At 64.5% G+C, this 15,289-nt stretch carries 27 protein-coding genes and 4 tRNA genes; 19 read left to right on the forward strand and 12 right to left on the reverse strand.

The window, feature by feature from the left end:
* Positions 1-4: 4 nt before the first annotated feature.
* The 4 genes from AC07Y0_RS09280 to AC07Y0_RS09295 form a co-directional block, all read right to left on the reverse strand.
* Positions 5-184 carry a hypothetical protein gene (locus AC07Y0_RS09280; RefSeq protein ID WP_498676611.1) on the reverse strand — a complete coding sequence of 60 codons (180 nt, stop codon included), beginning with the start codon at positions 182-184 and terminating at the stop codon, positions 5-7.
* Complete coding sequence (locus tag AC07Y0_RS09285) at positions 181-513, reverse strand: hypothetical protein (RefSeq protein WP_498676613.1); 333 nt, start codon at positions 511-513, stop codon at positions 181-183. The genes AC07Y0_RS09280 and AC07Y0_RS09285 overlap by 4 nt, the downstream gene beginning before the upstream one ends.
* Before the next feature lie 4 nt (positions 514-517).
* The gene (locus tag AC07Y0_RS09290; protein WP_498676614.1) at positions 518-982 is read right to left on the reverse strand and encodes a phage regulatory CII family protein; all 465 of its coding nucleotides are present in this window, start codon (positions 980-982) and stop codon (positions 518-520) included.
* Positions 983-1,452: 470 nt separating this feature from the next.
* On the reverse strand, positions 1,453-1,704 hold the full coding sequence (locus AC07Y0_RS09295; protein ID WP_498676616.1) for a hypothetical protein: 252 nt from the start codon (positions 1,702-1,704) through the stop codon (positions 1,453-1,455).
* 86 nt (positions 1,705-1,790) lie between these two features.
* Here AC07Y0_RS09295 and AC07Y0_RS09300 point away from each other — a divergent pair, with 86 nt between their 5' ends.
* Positions 1,791-2,483 carry an XRE family transcriptional regulator gene (locus AC07Y0_RS09300; protein WP_498676618.1) on the forward strand — a complete coding sequence of 231 codons (693 nt, stop codon included), beginning with the start codon at positions 1,791-1,793 and terminating at the stop codon, positions 2,481-2,483.
* Here the strand turns inward: AC07Y0_RS09300 and AC07Y0_RS09305 are convergent, their stop codons facing one another.
* A complete protein-coding gene (locus AC07Y0_RS09305) occupies positions 2,484-2,846 on the reverse strand; it encodes a hypothetical protein (protein ID WP_498676620.1) in 363 nt (120 codons plus the stop codon).
* A 264-nt stretch (positions 2,847-3,110) separates the two neighbouring features.
* Here AC07Y0_RS09305 and AC07Y0_RS09310 point away from each other — a divergent pair, with 264 nt between their 5' ends.
* From AC07Y0_RS09310 to AC07Y0_RS09375, 14 genes are all read left to right on the forward strand, one after another.
* Positions 3,111-3,494, forward strand: coding sequence for a hypothetical protein (locus AC07Y0_RS09310; protein WP_498676621.1), 384 nt, complete (start codon positions 3,111-3,113; stop codon positions 3,492-3,494).
* A 68-nt stretch (positions 3,495-3,562) separates the two neighbouring features.
* A complete protein-coding gene (locus AC07Y0_RS09315; RefSeq protein ID WP_498676623.1) occupies positions 3,563-3,796 on the forward strand; it encodes a hypothetical protein in 234 nt (77 codons plus the stop codon).
* A gap of 1 nt (position 3,797) precedes the next feature.
* The gene (locus AC07Y0_RS09320) at positions 3,798-3,932 is read left to right on the forward strand and encodes a hypothetical protein (RefSeq protein WP_498676624.1); all 135 of its coding nucleotides are present in this window, start codon (positions 3,798-3,800) and stop codon (positions 3,930-3,932) included.
* Between the two features lie 12 nt (positions 3,933-3,944).
* A complete protein-coding gene (locus tag AC07Y0_RS09325) occupies positions 3,945-4,262 on the forward strand; it encodes a hypothetical protein (RefSeq protein ID WP_498676625.1) in 318 nt (105 codons plus the stop codon).
* The gene (locus AC07Y0_RS09330; RefSeq protein WP_498676627.1) at positions 4,255-4,431 is read left to right on the forward strand and encodes a hypothetical protein; all 177 of its coding nucleotides are present in this window, start codon (positions 4,255-4,257) and stop codon (positions 4,429-4,431) included. Before AC07Y0_RS09325 ends, AC07Y0_RS09330 begins: the two co-directional genes overlap by 8 nt.
* Positions 4,428-4,976, forward strand: coding sequence for a hypothetical protein (locus AC07Y0_RS09335; RefSeq protein ID WP_498676631.1), 549 nt, complete (start codon positions 4,428-4,430; stop codon positions 4,974-4,976). Before AC07Y0_RS09330 ends, AC07Y0_RS09335 begins: the two co-directional genes overlap by 4 nt.
* The gene (locus tag AC07Y0_RS09340; RefSeq protein ID WP_498676634.1) at positions 4,976-5,275 is read left to right on the forward strand and encodes a hypothetical protein; all 300 of its coding nucleotides are present in this window, start codon (positions 4,976-4,978) and stop codon (positions 5,273-5,275) included. Before AC07Y0_RS09335 ends, AC07Y0_RS09340 begins: the two co-directional genes overlap by 1 nt.
* Positions 5,272-5,475 (forward strand): hypothetical protein, encoded by a 204-nt coding sequence (locus AC07Y0_RS09345; RefSeq protein WP_498676636.1) that lies wholly within the window; start codon positions 5,272-5,274, stop codon positions 5,473-5,475. The genes AC07Y0_RS09340 and AC07Y0_RS09345 overlap by 4 nt, the downstream gene beginning before the upstream one ends.
* Positions 5,472-6,188: a hypothetical protein gene (locus AC07Y0_RS09350; RefSeq protein WP_498676638.1), complete on the forward strand. Its 717-nt coding sequence runs from the start codon at positions 5,472-5,474 to the stop codon at positions 6,186-6,188. The genes AC07Y0_RS09345 and AC07Y0_RS09350 overlap by 4 nt, the downstream gene beginning before the upstream one ends.
* Positions 6,178-6,543, forward strand: a complete 366-nt coding sequence (locus AC07Y0_RS09355; protein ID WP_498676641.1) for a hypothetical protein — start codon at positions 6,178-6,180, stop codon at positions 6,541-6,543. Before AC07Y0_RS09350 ends, AC07Y0_RS09355 begins: the two co-directional genes overlap by 11 nt.
* Positions 6,536-6,805: a hypothetical protein gene (locus AC07Y0_RS09360; protein WP_498676642.1), complete on the forward strand. Its 270-nt coding sequence runs from the start codon at positions 6,536-6,538 to the stop codon at positions 6,803-6,805. The genes AC07Y0_RS09355 and AC07Y0_RS09360 overlap by 8 nt, the downstream gene beginning before the upstream one ends.
* Positions 6,802-7,359: a hypothetical protein gene (locus AC07Y0_RS09365; protein ID WP_498676644.1), complete on the forward strand. Its 558-nt coding sequence runs from the start codon at positions 6,802-6,804 to the stop codon at positions 7,357-7,359. The genes AC07Y0_RS09360 and AC07Y0_RS09365 overlap by 4 nt, the downstream gene beginning before the upstream one ends.
* Positions 7,356-7,532 carry a hypothetical protein gene (locus AC07Y0_RS09370; RefSeq protein ID WP_498676646.1) on the forward strand — a complete coding sequence of 59 codons (177 nt, stop codon included), beginning with the start codon at positions 7,356-7,358 and terminating at the stop codon, positions 7,530-7,532. The genes AC07Y0_RS09365 and AC07Y0_RS09370 overlap by 4 nt, the downstream gene beginning before the upstream one ends.
* Entirely contained in the window at positions 7,532-8,566 is a 1,035-nt protein-coding gene (locus AC07Y0_RS09375; protein ID WP_498676647.1) for a site-specific integrase, read from the forward strand. Before AC07Y0_RS09370 ends, AC07Y0_RS09375 begins: the two co-directional genes overlap by 1 nt.
* Before the next feature lie 61 nt (positions 8,567-8,627).
* Here AC07Y0_RS09375 and AC07Y0_RS09380 read toward each other — a convergent pair.
* From AC07Y0_RS09380 to AC07Y0_RS09405, 6 genes are all read right to left on the reverse strand, one after another.
* Positions 8,628-8,704: transfer RNA gene (locus AC07Y0_RS09380), tRNA-Arg, on the reverse strand.
* A 65-nt stretch (positions 8,705-8,769) separates the two neighbouring features.
* Positions 8,770-9,075 carry an ETC complex I subunit gene (locus AC07Y0_RS09385; protein ID WP_498676649.1) on the reverse strand — a complete coding sequence of 102 codons (306 nt, stop codon included), beginning with the start codon at positions 9,073-9,075 and terminating at the stop codon, positions 8,770-8,772.
* Between the two features lie 343 nt (positions 9,076-9,418).
* On the reverse strand, positions 9,419-9,742 hold the full coding sequence (locus AC07Y0_RS09390; protein WP_454745706.1) for a hypothetical protein: 324 nt from the start codon (positions 9,740-9,742) through the stop codon (positions 9,419-9,421).
* A gap of 197 nt (positions 9,743-9,939) precedes the next feature.
* Positions 9,940-10,016: transfer RNA gene (locus AC07Y0_RS09395), tRNA-Pro, on the reverse strand.
* 92 nt (positions 10,017-10,108) lie between these two features.
* Positions 10,109-10,555 carry a DUF192 domain-containing protein gene (locus tag AC07Y0_RS09400; protein WP_498676652.1) on the reverse strand — a complete coding sequence of 149 codons (447 nt, stop codon included), beginning with the start codon at positions 10,553-10,555 and terminating at the stop codon, positions 10,109-10,111.
* A gap of 39 nt (positions 10,556-10,594) precedes the next feature.
* Positions 10,595-11,173: a cold-shock protein gene (locus tag AC07Y0_RS09405; protein ID WP_454745704.1), complete on the reverse strand. Its 579-nt coding sequence runs from the start codon at positions 11,171-11,173 to the stop codon at positions 10,595-10,597.
* 184 nt (positions 11,174-11,357) lie between these two features.
* On the opposite strand from AC07Y0_RS09405, the gene gloA reads away from it, so the two are divergent.
* From gloA to AC07Y0_RS09425, 4 genes are all read left to right on the forward strand, one after another.
* Positions 11,358-11,798 carry a lactoylglutathione lyase gene (gloA, locus tag AC07Y0_RS09410; protein WP_498676654.1) on the forward strand — a complete coding sequence of 147 codons (441 nt, stop codon included), beginning with the start codon at positions 11,358-11,360 and terminating at the stop codon, positions 11,796-11,798.
* A 142-nt stretch (positions 11,799-11,940) separates the two neighbouring features.
* The gene (locus AC07Y0_RS09415) at positions 11,941-12,753 is read left to right on the forward strand and encodes a hypothetical protein (protein ID WP_498676656.1); all 813 of its coding nucleotides are present in this window, start codon (positions 11,941-11,943) and stop codon (positions 12,751-12,753) included.
* Positions 12,754-13,006: 253 nt separating this feature from the next.
* Positions 13,007-13,081: transfer RNA gene (locus AC07Y0_RS09420), tRNA-Glu, on the forward strand.
* A 193-nt stretch (positions 13,082-13,274) separates the two neighbouring features.
* Positions 13,275-13,349, forward strand: a tRNA-Glu gene (locus tag AC07Y0_RS09425).
* Between the two features lie 39 nt (positions 13,350-13,388).
* Here AC07Y0_RS09425 and recJ read toward each other — a convergent pair.
* Positions 13,389-15,191: a single-stranded-DNA-specific exonuclease RecJ gene (gene recJ / locus AC07Y0_RS09430; RefSeq protein WP_498676660.1), complete on the reverse strand. Its 1,803-nt coding sequence runs from the start codon at positions 15,189-15,191 to the stop codon at positions 13,389-13,391.
* Positions 15,192-15,289 lie beyond the last annotated feature (98 nt).

A 15,289-nucleotide genomic window follows, 5' to 3' on the forward strand; every position in this document is an offset into this window, starting at 1 on the left:
CTCATCACCACCCACCCCTCTCCGCCTCGTCGAGCAGCGCACAGACCTGCTCTTCGGAAATCCCGAGCGCCTCGGCGATCGCGTCGGTCGACAGGTGCTGCACGCGGAAAAGCTCGATCACGCGGGCCATGCGGGCCTGCTTGACGAGCAGTTCCGATCGAACGGTTTCAGCTTCGGCGTTCATGCCTGCCCCCTGCGATAGGTTTTCCAGCCTTCCAGCACCTTGAGGACAGTCGCTTCGGGCACGCCGAGCATGTCGGCGATCGCGCCGGCGTCCCATTGGTCGCGCGCCGTCAGAAGCAGCGTCGCGCCGACCAGCGCGTCGAGGTCACCGTCCGAAATCGGCATGCTCTTTTCCCGCGCGCAGACGGCGGCAAAACCCATGTCGAAGATCTGCCCGGCCCAGAATGAGGAAGACAGGCCGCGTTCGGCGGCCTGCCGGTCCAGTGTGATTTTCGCCTTGTCGGTGATGCTGATCGTCACCCCGATCATGCGGGTTCCCGGGTGCTTCATCGTCTCAGCCCCTCACCTTGAGCAGCATGGTCTCCGCCGCGCGCACCAGTTCCATCAGTTCCTTGCGGATCTTCTTGCGCTCACATGCGTCGGCATGGCCGTCCTCAACGGCGGCGAGCGTTTCGCGCGTCACGTCCATGGCCTCGGAAAGAACGGTGTGCGCGTCGCGCTCGGTCAGTCGTGCGGGCGCGGCGAGGCCGGCGTCTTCGTCCGGCACCAGGCGATAGCCGAGCGCCTTGGCCATGGCCGAAACGATCACCGGGCTCTTGGCCCAGCGGTCCGCCTCGATCGCCACGTCGACGGGCATCAGGCTTTCGCTGTACTCTTCGTTGATCGAGGCATATTTCGACAACGTGGCCACGTTGACCCGCGTCAGCAGCGCAAAATTGGTGACCCCGCCGCCCAGCTTGCAGGCCGCCTCGGTTGCCCCCTTGAGGGTCCTCACTTCTTCTTCGGAAACAGTGCGCACGAAAACACCCCTGAGTTCGGTCAAGGAAACAATGGGACAAAAGGATTCGGTGAAGCCGGCGCCCGCGCGCCTTAGTCTCAGGCCATCAAATCACGGAGGCCCGCATGCATAACCCCGAAGCCAGCCAGCGCCGCCCGGCACCCATGCCGCGCCAGCCGTCCCCCGCCCATACAGGACGCAAGCCCATCCGAGCCCATGCGAGGCCCCGTCCGGAGCGCAGGCCAAAGGCCGACAGCGTGAGGACAGAGCAAGAGAAAACAGCCGGAGCAGTCCGCCACGCAGAACCTTTTGCGCGCTCCGGCCGAATTGCCGCGTCGGCGACTGGAGGGCCGGCGCGGAGGGGAACAACTGAAAAGCAATCCGTGCGGCCCCTGCGGCCAACGAGGAAGGGCACAAGGCCCGCACGGTCTTCCCCGCCGCGAGAGAGCGGCTCGCAGAGTGGGGAGGGAGGTGGGAGTAACGAAGCGACCTCATTCGGCAGCCTCCGGGACGGTAACACCAGGACGCGGCACACCCGCCGGCCATTCGGCTTCCGCCGGCCAGTTGGCGGAAAGCCAGCGCATGACAGATTCGAACCGTGCCGTGCCGAGATCGCCGCCTTCCTCGATCCGCTGGAGGCGTTTTCCGCCCGAAAGCACGATCGTCGAAAGGCGAGCCTTGCTCATGCCGCTGGCAAGGCAGAAGGCGTCGGCGACGCATATGAGTTGCTGTCTCAGGTCCATGCGCGAACATATGCGTATTTAATTACGCCAGTCAATCGCTTTTAATCCGCTTTTTCACACGGGAGACGCGTACTATGATACGCACCATGGACAAGACTTTGATTGATCGAATGAATCTCTTGCTGTTGCGAAGCGGGAAAACCGCGCAGCGCGTCTCGATCGAGGCGACGGGCGCCAAGGATACCGTCCGCAAGATCCTCGACGGCACGACGAAGAACCCGCGCATCGACACGCTCTACAAGATCGCCAAAGTGCTCGAGACCACGCCGCAGTTCCTGATGGGCGAAACCGATGAAACCGGCGCGCCGGTCGCAGCCAAAATGGATGGCGCCGGCCCGGCCGCGCCGCCCCTTCCCGATCGCAATGCCATGCCGTTGGACGTGCCCGTCATGGGAACCGCCGCCGGCTCGCTGGCGCGCGGCGCCTTCCAGCTCGAGGGCGGCGTCGTCGACTATGTGCGCCGTCCGCCGGCGCTGATCGGCGCCCGCGGCATCTACGCGCTCTATGTCGAAGGTACGTCGATGGAGCCGCAATATTTTCCCGGCGACCTGATCTACGTGAACCCGCACAAGCCGCCACGCATCGGCGACATCGTCGTCGTCCAGTGCCGAAATGGCGAGCACACGCCCGAGGAAGCCTCGCTCGGCATCTACCGCAAGCGCACGGAAAAGGCGATTACCATCGGCAAGCGCAATCCCGTCGCCGAGATCGAACTTGCCCGCGACCACGTCAAGGACATTCACCGCGTGCTGACGACCAACGAACTGTTCGGCGTCTGATCAGAATTTGAAGGTTCTGCCCGCCTTGCCGCCGGAGACCTGCATCTCCTGCTGCACGCAGGCTTCCATCAGCGTGTAGCTGCCCGGCCCGCCGAAACTGGCGATCTTCTCGCAATGCGCGGCCATCTCCGCCGGCAGTTGCGGCCACATCGGCTTGAGCCTGTCATAGGCCTGCTGCTCCTGGGCAAAGCAGGCCTCGTCGAGCACGGCCGAATAACTGCCGCCGAAGCTGGCGATCTTTTCGCAATGCGCTTCGACATCGAAGCGCGGCACCTCAGCCGCAAAGGCCGATGCCGCCAGCCCGAGCCAGCAGCCCAAAGCGCCAGCGACCCGCGCCGCGATCCTCCGGTCAAGTCCCCGCATTTTACCCTCCCCGACGGCTTCATCCGTCCCACAAGCTAGGCGAAGCACCGCCGCGCCCGCAAGGCCCGGCGAGAGGCCTCGGCGGGAAGTGCGTATTTTATTCCTCTCTACGGCTTGACGGCGTATTTTATTACGCGTTATGTTTCCGCCATCCCGCCTCCCCTTCCTCCCAGGGCGGGACGACCGCAAGACCCGCCGCCGGCCGAACCCCACTCCCCCAAGTGGCCGGCGGCGGGGATCCGGTCGGGAACCATGGAGAGCAACATGACCACCACCATTACCGTCAAAGCCAATCACGGATGGCCCGTCGACGTGCACGGCTATGGGCCCGACGGCGTGCCCTTCGCCAACTACGGGGGCCGCGTTGCCGCCGGCGAAACCCAGGACTTTCACTGCCATTCCCACATGGATCTGCGCATCCACGAGGTGCAGCCGGCCGAGGCAGATAAACCTTTTGCCTTTCCCGCAGGCCGCAAGGAATTCAAGTTCAGCCTTGGCGCCCCCGTGTCACTCGCCCAGAGCGGCGAGACGGGTCACGTCATCGGCCGTGCCGAGTATGTGAACGGCGCCGACTCCTACCTCGTCCGCTACAAGGCCGCCGATGGCCGCCAGACCGAGGCCTGGTGGAGCGAGGACGCTGTCGCCTGATCGCTTTTTCCGCTCCGGTTTCCGCAGCCTTGGCCGCTGCGGTTTCCCGAACGGAAAAGGAGACCGTCATGATCCGCTATGCCGAAGTCACCCCCAAAGCTCCGCCGCCGCAAAAGGTTCAGCGCTCTTGCCGCGCGGTCCTGATCGAGCGCATGGCCGCCGATATCTGCGAAATGCAGGGCTCCGGCGAGGTCGGAACCGAAGAGGCGCTGATCGCCCGCAACTGGTCGCGCCCGGTGATCGAGGCCCTGCTGCCCGATGCGCTGGCTGCCGCCCGCCGCCAGTTCGTCCGGAGAGGCTGACATGCGCGCCCTCCTGCTCGAGCGTCACTTCCTTTCCCTCGCCTGGCCGCCGGCGCTGCGGAGCCGCTCGGTCGAATTCGCCGTGCTGGCGCCGATCGTCTTCGGCCTCGCCTATGCGCTCGCCGCGACGGTCTGACGAGGTGCGGTCATGAGCGACATCACCCTATGGCTTCCGGAATCCCGCACCGTCATTCACCAGGCGCTCGGCAAGGGCGCGGAAGAAGCCGCCGAACTGACCAAGATCCTTGCCCGCTGCCTCATCCAGGGGCTGGACGCATCGGACCAGAAGACAGGCGTCCCCAATCTGTCGGCGCTCGCCGACGAACTCGCCGACATGGAAGCGACAATCGAATGGCTGTTCGAACTCCTGCCGCTTGACGTCGACACCCACAACAGCCGCGCCGGCCGCAAGCTCGATGGCTTCCGCCGCTGGAAAGCGATGCTGGAGGCCCACGCCCATGGCTGACCGCCCTTCCCGCCGGATCCATGCGCCCGGCGGCACACTGCTTTTCCGCATCCACTTCAAGGACGGAACGGCCGAGGACGTTACCGCCGCATCGGCCAGCGAAGCGCGCGAGGGCGCGCGGCCGGGCGAAATCGACAAGGTCAAACTCATCCGGGAGAAAAGCCAATGACAGACCAGACCCGCGCCATCCGCGACGTGATCGCCGAGCGCCTGCGCCAGCAGAGCGAGGAAGGCTTTACCGCCGAGCATGACGACAAATATACCGATGGCGAGCTGGCGGCCGCGGCGGCATCCTATGCCGAGTTCGCCGGCTATTCCGACGACACCCGCAAACGCAGCGCCGGCCGCGTCGTCACTGGCTGGCCCTGGGCGGCCGATTGGTGGAAGCCGAAGACGCGCCGCCAGGACCTGGTCCGCGCCGCCGCCCTGATCCTCGCCGATATCGAGCGACTGGACCGCGCAGCCGAAGAGACCGCCGTCGCCATCTGCGAGGCCTGCGGCCATGCCATCCAGGAGGGCGAGGCCTATCTGCCGAGCCCGGCCACCCCGCTCTGCGCCGAATGCGCCCCGACCTATCAGGCGCTGATCGACGATCCGGAAGGCTTTGTCGACGCCGACGGAAAGCCGCTGTCGACGGAAGCCGCCAAAGCTTGGTTCGACGCCTATATCGCCGCCGGCGGTAAGCCGACGGATAGCATGGCGAGGGTCGACTGATGACCATGCCCGACGAAGCCACCATTCGCGCTGACTATGCCCGCGATCCGAATACCAAACATCTGGCAGACCGCTACGGCATGCCCTACACCACGCTGCGCGCTCACCTGGTCCGCATCGGCCTCTTTGCCAAGCACAACAAAAACGACCCCACCATCCTGCTCGACGCCACCCGCGCCGACCGGGGCATCGTCGGCCGCATGATCAGCGCCTCGGAATATGGTGGCACGGTGCGCAAACCATTTTCGCTGCCCCGCGTGACCATGCACGTCGCCGCCCTTGAGGAGCGCCACCCGTGACGCTCATCCGCACAAATGGCCGCCTCGGCATCAGCTGCGACGCCTGCCCGACCCGCTATCGCCACACGGCCGAGGAAGGAGCCTTCCGCGCACTGCTGGCCGAGATCGTCGACGAAGGCTGGAAACCCATCCGTAAGGCCGGCGACTGGACCCACCTCTGCCCCGACTGCGCCCGCTTTTCCGACAGGAGGCTGCTTTGACGGATCTGCCCATTCCCTTCTCCGCCCCGATGGTTCGCGCGCTGATCGACGGCCGCAAGACGCAGACGCGCCGCGCGCTCAATCCGCAGCCTTACCAGCTCGAAAGCCGGTCTGGATATTGGAATGCAAGCGGCGCAGTCGGCGGTCGCATCGTCACAAGTGATCGCGCCCTTCTTGACTTGTACCGGAAACCAGAGCCAGGCGACCGTCTCTATGTCGGGGAAAGATACTACCAGCTCAGCCACTGGGAACCTGTCGAGGGGCAACTCTCGAAAGGCGGGCGGCAGAAGTGGGCATTTACCCCTGACACAGACCAGATCCTATTCGATGCGCCGGCCGGCGAGACGGTTCGCCTCGGTCGCCACCACAAGGATGCGTCAACGGTGGCATGGCACAAACGGCTCGGCCGGTTCATGGCGAAGAAGCATTCGCGCCTCACCCTGATCGTCACCGACGTCCGCGTCGAGCGGCTGCAGGACATCAGCGAAGCGGATGCGATCGCCGAGGGCGTAGAGCGGGCGCCGAAGAACGATGGATGGTGGAAATCACAGACTTCGGGACAACTATGCCCAACGGCCAGAGATGCATACGGAGATCTCTGGAATTCGATTAACGGTGCAGGCGCATGGGAAGCCAATCCGTGGGTGGTCGCCTACACCTTCACCGTCCATCGCGGCAACATCGACGAGAGGGGGTCAGCAGATGGACACTAAGCAACTCCACATCCTGCAGCACACTCTCGGCCTAGACCAATATGGGCGCGGCACGATGTACCGGAACCACTTCGTAACCGGCAAAGGCAGCAAAGACCATTGCGACTGCATGGCGCTCGTCAGCGCCGGGCTCATGACTGTTCGGCCGGGAAACGCTCTGAGCGGCGGCGATGATGTTTTTCACGTCACCGATGCAGGCAAGGCCGCAGTTGTTCAACATAGCCCTGCGCCACCCAAGCTCACCCGCAGCCAGCAGAACTATCAGGACTGGCTCAACTACGACAGTGGCCTGTCATTCATTGAGTACATGAAAATGAAATCGCACGTTCGTGCGAAGGAGGCCGGGCGTGCTTGAGCTCTCTCAGGAAAATAGAATCATCGACGTGCCGGACCTCAACCGCTTCAAGATCGGCGACGAGGTCATTGTGGACGCCAGTGCAGATAATGACCGCTTCGAAGGCATCATCATCGGTATAGAGCTGCAGCGCCTGCACGCATCAAGCTTCCTTGTGCCGAGCATCACGCTGCTGCATGACGGCTACGTCACCGACGGCTTCAAGCCGATCGATTGCCGCAAGGTCGATCCAACGGCTACCACATTGAGGGACGAAGGATGACCCTCGCCACCGCCATGACCTTGGACGAGGCAAGGGTGATCTTCCGCCGCGCCCGGATCACGGCCGGGCTCTGCACGCCGGAATGGTCGCGGATCTATGACACCGCCGCGCGCGTCGCCCAGATCGGCGCCCGTGACCCGTTGACCGGCGCCACCGCGCCGATTGCCACCCTGTCGCGCAAATGCCCCTATGACGATGAAGAGCTGCTGTTCAACGCGCCGCTCTATCTGCGCGCGTCGATCGTGATCGCCGAGGCCGCCTTCGCCGAGATCGAGAGGTTGAAGAACGAACTTTCCGGCCGCCACCAGGCCGAGACCCGCGAAAGGGAGGCAAAGGACTTTGCCGCCCAGTGCGGCATGTTCTGCCAGCGCGGCGATTTCGCGCGCTACCTCTCCGAACGCCACGCCCTCGAAGCGACCGACAAGGAGCGCGTCGCCTCCCGCGTGCGCTCCATCCTGTCGATTGGCTCGCGCGCCGATCTCAACAAGGACCCCGCCGCCGCCGCCCGCTGGCAGCAGCTGCGCGCCGATTTCGAATCCTGGAGGAAGGCATGACCTCGAAAGCGATCGTCAAGGCGGCCGACCTGAAGCGCATGGCCAATATCGCAAAGGCGAACAATGTGACGGTGTGGATCGAGATCGATGGCAAGCGCATCGGCATCTCGCCGGAAATGCCGGCAGTCCAGGCCACAAAGCCCCTTGCCAAGTATGAGGACTTTGATCTCTGATGCAGGACATGGCCCGCAAACCCTATCTGTCCCGCGAAAAGACCCGCCACGGCAAGTTCGTTTGGTACTTCAAACGCAACGGTCGCCGCATCCGCCTGCCCGAGCCCTATGGCGGCGAGGCTTTCAACGCGGCCTATGAGCAGGCGTTGACGGGCCTTGTCACGATACCGGCCAGGGGGAAGGCACCGGCTGGTTCGTTGAAGTGGCTGGTCGACCAATACAAGCGCAGCGCCGTCTTCGCCCAGCTCGCGCCGGCCACGCGCCGCGCCCGGGAGAACATCCTGTTGCAGGTGCTGGCCGATCCGAAGAACGCCAATGGTCCGTTCTCGGCCGTCACCCGGTCGGCGATCAAGAAGGGCATGGACAAGCGCGCCGCAACCCCGAACGCCGCCAACAATTTCCTCAAGACCATGAGCCACCTGTTCAGATGGGCGGCCGAGGCCGAGCATGTGGAAATCAATCCATGCATGGGCGTCTCGAAGGTCAATGTGAAGTCGGACGGATTTCACCCATGGACCGTCGACCAGGTGGAACAATACAGGGAGCACCACAAGCTCGGCACGAAGGCGCGGCTGGCGATCGACATCCTGCTCTTTCTCGGCCTGCGCCGCTCCGATGCGGTCGTCGTTGGCCGGCAGCACCTGAAGGACGGCGTGATCGCACTGCGTACCCAGAAGACCGGACAATGGGTCTATCTGCCGGTTTTCGCGCAGCTGCGGGAATCGATTGAAGCGACGCAGACCGGCGACCTCACCTTCCTGACGACGGAAAAGGGAAAGCCCTTCAGCTCGGCGGCATCCTTCGGCAACTGGTTTGCCAAACAGTGCCAGGCAGCTTTGCTGCCTGATGTCTGCCGTGCCCATGGCCTGAGAAAGGCCGGCGCGACGATCGCCGCCGACCAGGGCGCCACCGCACACGAACTGATGGCCATGTACGGTTGGTCTCGTCTCGGAATGGCCGAACTCTACACGCGCGAGGCCGACAAGAAGAAGCTCGCCCGCGGCGCATCGGAACGTCTGTCGAACAGACTATAGGTCGCACCTCCGACCCCGCTTGGTCGCACCTTGAATAACTTCAAAGGTTTAGGTGTAGGTTTGGCGACCCCTGCAGGACTCGAACCTGCGACAACCTGCTTAGAAGGCAGGTGCTCTATCCAGCTGAGCTAAGGGGCCTTGTCGATGAAGGACCGATCGACGGGCAAGGCGCGGCGCACCGGGCGGTCCGCCGCGAGCGATGGTCAATGCGTCCAGGGCTGCAGGCGGCTGTACTTGAAATTGTCCGTGTAGGAGACGACCTGGCGCTTGGCTTCCTTCGGCGGGATGACGCGGTAGTCGATGCCTTCGCGCTGTGCATAGGCTTCGGCCTGTTCCTGCGTCTCGAACATCAGCTTGAGTTGCTGGCGGGTGTCGGCCGAAGTCGTGTAGCCCATCATCGGGTCGATCTTCTTCGGAATGGCCTGGTCGAACTCGAGTATCCACACATGCGTCTTCGCCTTGCCGGACTGCATCGCGGTCTTTGCGGGGCGGTAGATCTTGGCAGACATGTCGCATCCAACTCCAAAGGGACGGACAGGCTTCGCCCTGCCCCGTCTGTTCATGGTACCAGCCACGGCAGAGCGCCGTAGCGAAATCCTGTTTCCGAGCCTCACAAACAACCGGCTTCGGAGGCACCGGCGCGATGCCGGATGACCGTTCCCGTCGTAGCGACGATTGCGATCATTTTCAAGCGGAACCTCCCGCTCTGCGGCGCAAAGAGCAAGAGCGCCGCGCCTTGCCGGCGAAGCGCTCTGTCAATATGGCGATGCCATGAATGTGGGACGAACTCGACCCACCCGGCCACCCACGGAGTTTTCCGTCACGGCCGGCGCGGTCGAGCCCGAGCTCCCGTCAGTCGGTGCACTTGTCCTTGTTCGCCGCGGAAGCGGCCGCGGTCTCCTCGCCCTGCTGCTGGGCGGCGACATCCTGGCTGGAGGTCGCGAGATTCTTGTCGGTCGCGAGCGGCATGGTGTTGCCGTCCTTCTGCACGCCGCCGGAGGCGTTGGCCTGGGTATCGGCCGAGCCTTCGAGCGGAACGTGGGTTCCGTCCTTGGAAATGCCTGCCGCGGCCTTGCCGTCGACCGAGCCGGTCACCTCGGGACAGGCCGCAAGGCTCGGGCCCGATACGAAAGCCGCCATGCCCACGGCAGCGATGATGGTTGTAAGCTTCGTCATGATGCTATCCTCCCTGTTGGATCACAGGGAACGCGACGGGACGGCGATCGGTTCCTGGAAAACGCGGGCACAGAGAGGCGCTGAAGCCGCCAGGCCTGCCCGGGCGGGCGCGGCAACCGCATGGCAACGGGTCGTCCAGCTGCAATCTCAATGGGATGTTTTGCTGTGCCGGAATGGGACATCGGCACGTCTTGCAATGGTCGGAGTGGAGAGATTCGAACTCCCGACCCTCTGGTCCCAAACCAGATGCGCTACCAGGCTGCGCTACACTCCGTTCCAGCAATGGGAGCGGAATACACGGTTCACCCCGGAGCCGCAACAGCAAAAAGCCGCTTTCGGTCCGGGCAGAGAAATCTTGGCCTGCGGCTAGTCGGAGGCGCCGGTCGGCGGGGTCAGCGTGACCGCCGCTCCTTCGCCGATGCCGAGTGCTGCGGCGCGCCCGCCGCGGATCTCCAGCACATAGCGCACCGGCGTGCCCGATCCGACGATCGCCTCGGAAAAGGGCGTGGTGCGGCTGGCGACGCGTTTCACCCGCCCGTCCTCGCCGATGAAGACCATGTCGAGCGACAGCGGCGTGTTCTTCATCCACATCATCACGTCGCGCACGGTGCCGAAGTCGAAGATCATGCCCTGGTCGTCGTCCAGCTCCTTGCGGAACATCAGGCCGTGCTCGCGCTGCTCGGGCGTGATCGCCCATTCGACGTCGAGGGTGATCTCCTTGCCCTCTGTCGTGCGGATCGACAGCGGCGCGCGGTCGAAATGCGGCGCCTCAGCCGCAAGCGGTCCGGCGATCGCCCACAAAAAAAGCGCCACGAAAGCGCTTTTCATCAGTCTGCCCATCATCGCGGAGCCTCAGTGTGCCCGGACCGACGGGCCGGGATTGTCGGGATGGATCTCGGCCGCCATCAGGCCCTTGTCGCCCGGTCCGAAGCGGACCAGAACGGTCTGGCCGGGGCGAAGCTCGGTCAGGCCGAAGCGGCGCAGCGTTTCCATATGGACGAAGATGTCCTCGGTGCCTTCGCCGCGCGTCAGGAAGCCGAAGCCCTTGGTGCGGTTGAACCATTTCACCAGCGCCCGCTCCAGGCCGCTGGTCGCGGTGACCTGCACATGGGTGCGCACCGGCGGGAGCAGAGAGGGGTGAACGGCGGTCGACTGGTCCATGGAGAGAATGCGGAAGGTCTGGTAGCCGCGGTCGCGCTTCTGCACGAGGGCGACGATGCGCGTGCCTTCGAGGATGGTCTGGTAGCCGTCACGGCGAAGACAGGTGACGTGCAGCAGGACGTCCTGCATGCCATTGTCCGGAACGATGAAACCGAAACCCTTGGCAACGTCGAACCACTTGACGACGCCGGTGATCTCGATCAGGTCGACGGCTTCACTGGACAGTTCTTCGAACCCAGCGAGCCCATTCGGTGAAATCCTGTCCGCCATTTCCCAAAGCCCCTCGAAACGCGTCACATCGCAGAGTTAATTGATTCTTGAACTTAAGATTAACATTCGAGCAATGGATCTACGCAAGTCCTAGTTTCACATATACCCAAATGCTTTTTGCCCTTGCAGCCTTGCTCGAAACTGTCGTGCGCCCCATATCCCTGCAATTCTCTGGAGGACCTTCATGCGCTATCTTCACACCATGGTTCGCGTCAAAGATCTCGACGCGTCGCTCGCCTTTTACTGCACCATTTTCGGACTGACCGAAATCCGCCGGATCGACAGCGAAAAGGGCCGATTCACGCTGGTCTTTCTCGCCGCACGCGACGATCTGGATCGGGCGCGCACGGAAAAGGCGCCCTGCCTGGAACTGACCTACAACTGGGATACGGAAGACTATACGGGCGGGCGCAATTTCGGCCATCTCGCCTACGAGGTCGACGACATCTATGCGATCTGCCAGCGGCTGATGGACCATGGCGTTACCATCAACCGCCCGCCGCGCGACGGCCACATGGCCTTCGTGCGCTCGCCGGACGGCATTTCGATCGAAATCTTGCAGAAGGGCGAAAGCCTCGCTCCGGCGGAGCCCTGGCTTTCCATGCCGAATACCGGCGCCTGGTAAGCCCGGCTTCCCGCTTCGCGCAAGATTGAAGCGCTAGACCTCGATGCACCAAGAGTCCGCCGGCATCCGGCGGACGGCACACGCGGCCCGGCGACGACGCCGGCGTTGTGTGCGTCACCCGATCGTGTGCAGAGGTCAGCCAGTGTCGCGCAACATCCCATCCATCGCCGGCGGTCTGTTCGGCCGCATCGCCGCTCCGGCGGCCGCAGCCCTCATGCTCGCCTCCTGCCAGACCACGGCGCAGGACAGCGCTGCCCAGGGCGATGCTGTGCCGATGGAGACGGCAAGCGCCGCGATGGCGAAACCGGCATCGGCTAAGAAGACCGCCAATGGTTACACCGATCCGCTGGTGAGCGTCGCCGCGCCCGGGACCGATCCGGCCGCTCGGCCTTCGGCGGCCCCCGCCGGTGACGGCGCGATCGTCGCCTATGCCCCCGCCCCGGCGCCCGCCGACCTTGGCGACCTGACCCTGCAGCCGACCGCGGTCAATGCGAGCCGCAACAGCCTGTTTTCGCAGGTGCCGGCCACGGCAACCGAATCGCCGACGCCCGCCGCGGCGGAGACCACAGCGCCCGCAGACACGCAGGCCGTGGCCCTGGCCAACAGCGGAAGCGGCACGTCGACCAGCATCGTCGTGCCGTCCGAGCTCCCGACGCGCGAGGTCAATCCGATGCGCAAGAGCCTGTTCAGCGCCGAATTGCGCCAGCCCCAGCCACCCGTCGTGGAGCAAGCCTATCTTCCGCCCGAGACGGCGGGCGAAACGCCGGTCTATGCGGCCGATGAAACACCGATCTATGAAGATTCGGCCTCGACAGCCGAGCCTGCAGCCGAGGCCGAGCGGCAGGTCGCCCAGGCAGCGCCGGCGGCCGCGGCCGACGCCGCGGAGCCCGAACAGCCGAAGAAGCGCAAATGGCTGGCATCCCTCAAGGCGATGTTCGGCAAGAAGAAGGACTAGGGCCGACCCGAGCCGTCTGGCGCCTTGTCGGCGCGGGCATGTCCGGCGACCGGCCACCCAGCCTCGTTCCCCTTGCCTCACCTGGGCGAAGGCTAGGAAAGCCATTTTGCACTTCGCTGCAAGCTGCTGGATTTGTTGCCCAATCGCGTCTTTGCCGCTGCCTGGAAAGACGCTGTCATATTTTTTGCAAAAAACGAAATTTGCCGCTTGCGGGAATAAAATCACCTGACTATAAGGGCGCCACGGAGCGCACGCGCCCTTCGTCTATCGGTTAGGACACCAGATTTTCATTCTGGGAAGAGGGGTTCGACTCCCCTAGGGCGTGCCACTCCTGCTTCCATTTCCCTCCCCCGAAAATGCTCGAATTTGAACGCCGGCGCGCGCTTTGCGACGCGCGATTGCCGCGTTCGGCTACGGTTTTCCACAGGCCGATCTTTTTCAAAATTGGAATGGAAAAACAGCAAGATTCCGCTTGCGGCTTGCCCGGGCCCTGACTATAAGGGCGCCACCACGAAGCGCAGGCGCCCTTCGTCTATCGGTTAGGACACCAGATTTTCATTCTGGGAAGAGGGGTTCGACTCCCCTAGGGCGTGCCACTTCACCTTACGTGACCCTCCCCCATCATTTGCACGACATCAGAACGCCTTGGCGGCATCCAGCACGCGCATCTGCACGCGGCGCGTTCCCTGCCAGTGATCGGCGCTGAGCGTGCCCGCCACATGGACCTGCGTGCCCCGTCCGTTGAGCAGGAAGTCGCCGAGCGCCGTCTCGGCGGCGCGAAAGGCGATGCCCTCCAGCCGCGTGCCGTCGGCCGCTTCAAGGGTAATCTTCACATGGGTGGTGCCGACCGGCCGTGCGTCGCGCAGGCGATGGGCGGGCACGGCGAAGATCGGCTGCGGATGGCCGGAGCCGAAGGGACCCGCTGTCTCCAACTGGTCGATCAGCGCGATGGTGGCGCCCGAGGCGCCGAGCGCGCCGTCGATCTTCAGCGTCTGGTTGGCGGCAAGTGCCCCCACCTGTTCGGCGGAGGCCTCGTCGAAGAAGGTGCGCAGGCGACCGAGATTGGCACGCTCGACGGTCAGGCCCGCCGCCATGGCATGCCCCCCACCCTTCACCAGCAGGCCCGAATCGACGGCGGCACGCACCATGCGGCCGATGTCGAAGCCGTTGATGGAGCGGCCGGAGCCCGTGCCCTTGCCGTTGAGGTCAAAGGCGATGGCAAAGGCCGGGCGCTTGAACTTTTCCTTGAGCCGGGCGGCGAGCAGGCCGACGATGCCGGGATGCCAGTTGTCGCGCGCCGTGACGATGACCGAGGCCGCCTGCCCGTCGCCGTATTCCGCCAGCGCCTCGGCTTCCGCTTCGGCCAGCATGACCTGTTCCATGGCCTGGCGCTCGCGGTTCAGCTCGTCGAGCTTGACGGCGATCTGATCGGCTTCGCCCGGGTCGTCGAGCGTCAGCAGGCGGCTGCCGAGTGCGGCGTCGCCGATGCGCCCGCCGGCATTGATGCGCGGGCCGACGAGAAAACCGAAATGATAGGGCGTGACCGGTCCGCCGATGCCGGCGACGCGCAGCAGCGCGGCAAGCCCGGCATTGTTCTGGTGGCGCGCCGCGATCAGCCCCTTGGTGACATAGGCGCGGTTCAGGCCCTTCAACGGCACGACGTCGCACACCGTCGCCAGCGCCACGAGATCGAGCCAGGCGAGCAGATCGAGCGAGCGGGCCTGCGGATGGCCATTCTGGCGCAGCACGCGCAGGGTGGCGACCAGGACGAGGAAGACCACGCCGGCGGCACAGAGATGCCCCTGCCCCGACAGATCGTCCTCGCGGTTCGGATTGACCAGGGCGAGACAAGGCGGCATTTCGTGCCCCATCTGGTGGTGGTCGATCACCACCACGTCGACGCCGCGCTCTTTCGCCACCGCCAGCGCGTCGAGGCTGGTCGAGCCGCAGTCGACGGTGACGATCAGCCGCGCGCCGCGATCGATCAGTTGGCCGATCGCCGCCGGGTTCGGCCCGTAGCCCTCGAAGATGCGGTCGGGAATGTAGATCTCCGCATCGATGCCGAAATGGTGCAGGAAGCGGGAGAGAAGCGCCGAGGACGCCGCCCCGTCGACGTCATAATCGCCGAAGATCGCTACGCGTTCGCCGCGGCCGATCGCCTGGACCAGCCGTTCTGCCGCCGCTTCGCAATCGGTGAGACGATAGGGATCCGGCATCAGGTTGCGAATGCTCGGCTCCAGGAAGCCCGGCGCCTCGTCGACGGCCACGCCGCGTCCGGCCAGCACCCGCGCGACGAGCTCGGGCATGCCGTGCAGCTGGCTCATCGCAAGCGCGCGGTTCTGGCCGGCCTGATCGAGGCGCGAGACCCATCGCTGCCCGGAGACTGAGCGGTCAACGCCGAGAAATGCACGCGGAACGGGATCGACGGGTTCTTCCATGCCTGAATGCTGTCCTTTGAGCCTGCGCCCTTTCTACAGGTCCGGCAGCAAATGACCAGCCCTGGCCATGTCGCGCACCGAACCGGCCGCAGGATCAA

The organism is Allorhizobium sp. GW101-3B10, assembly GCF_059424725.1.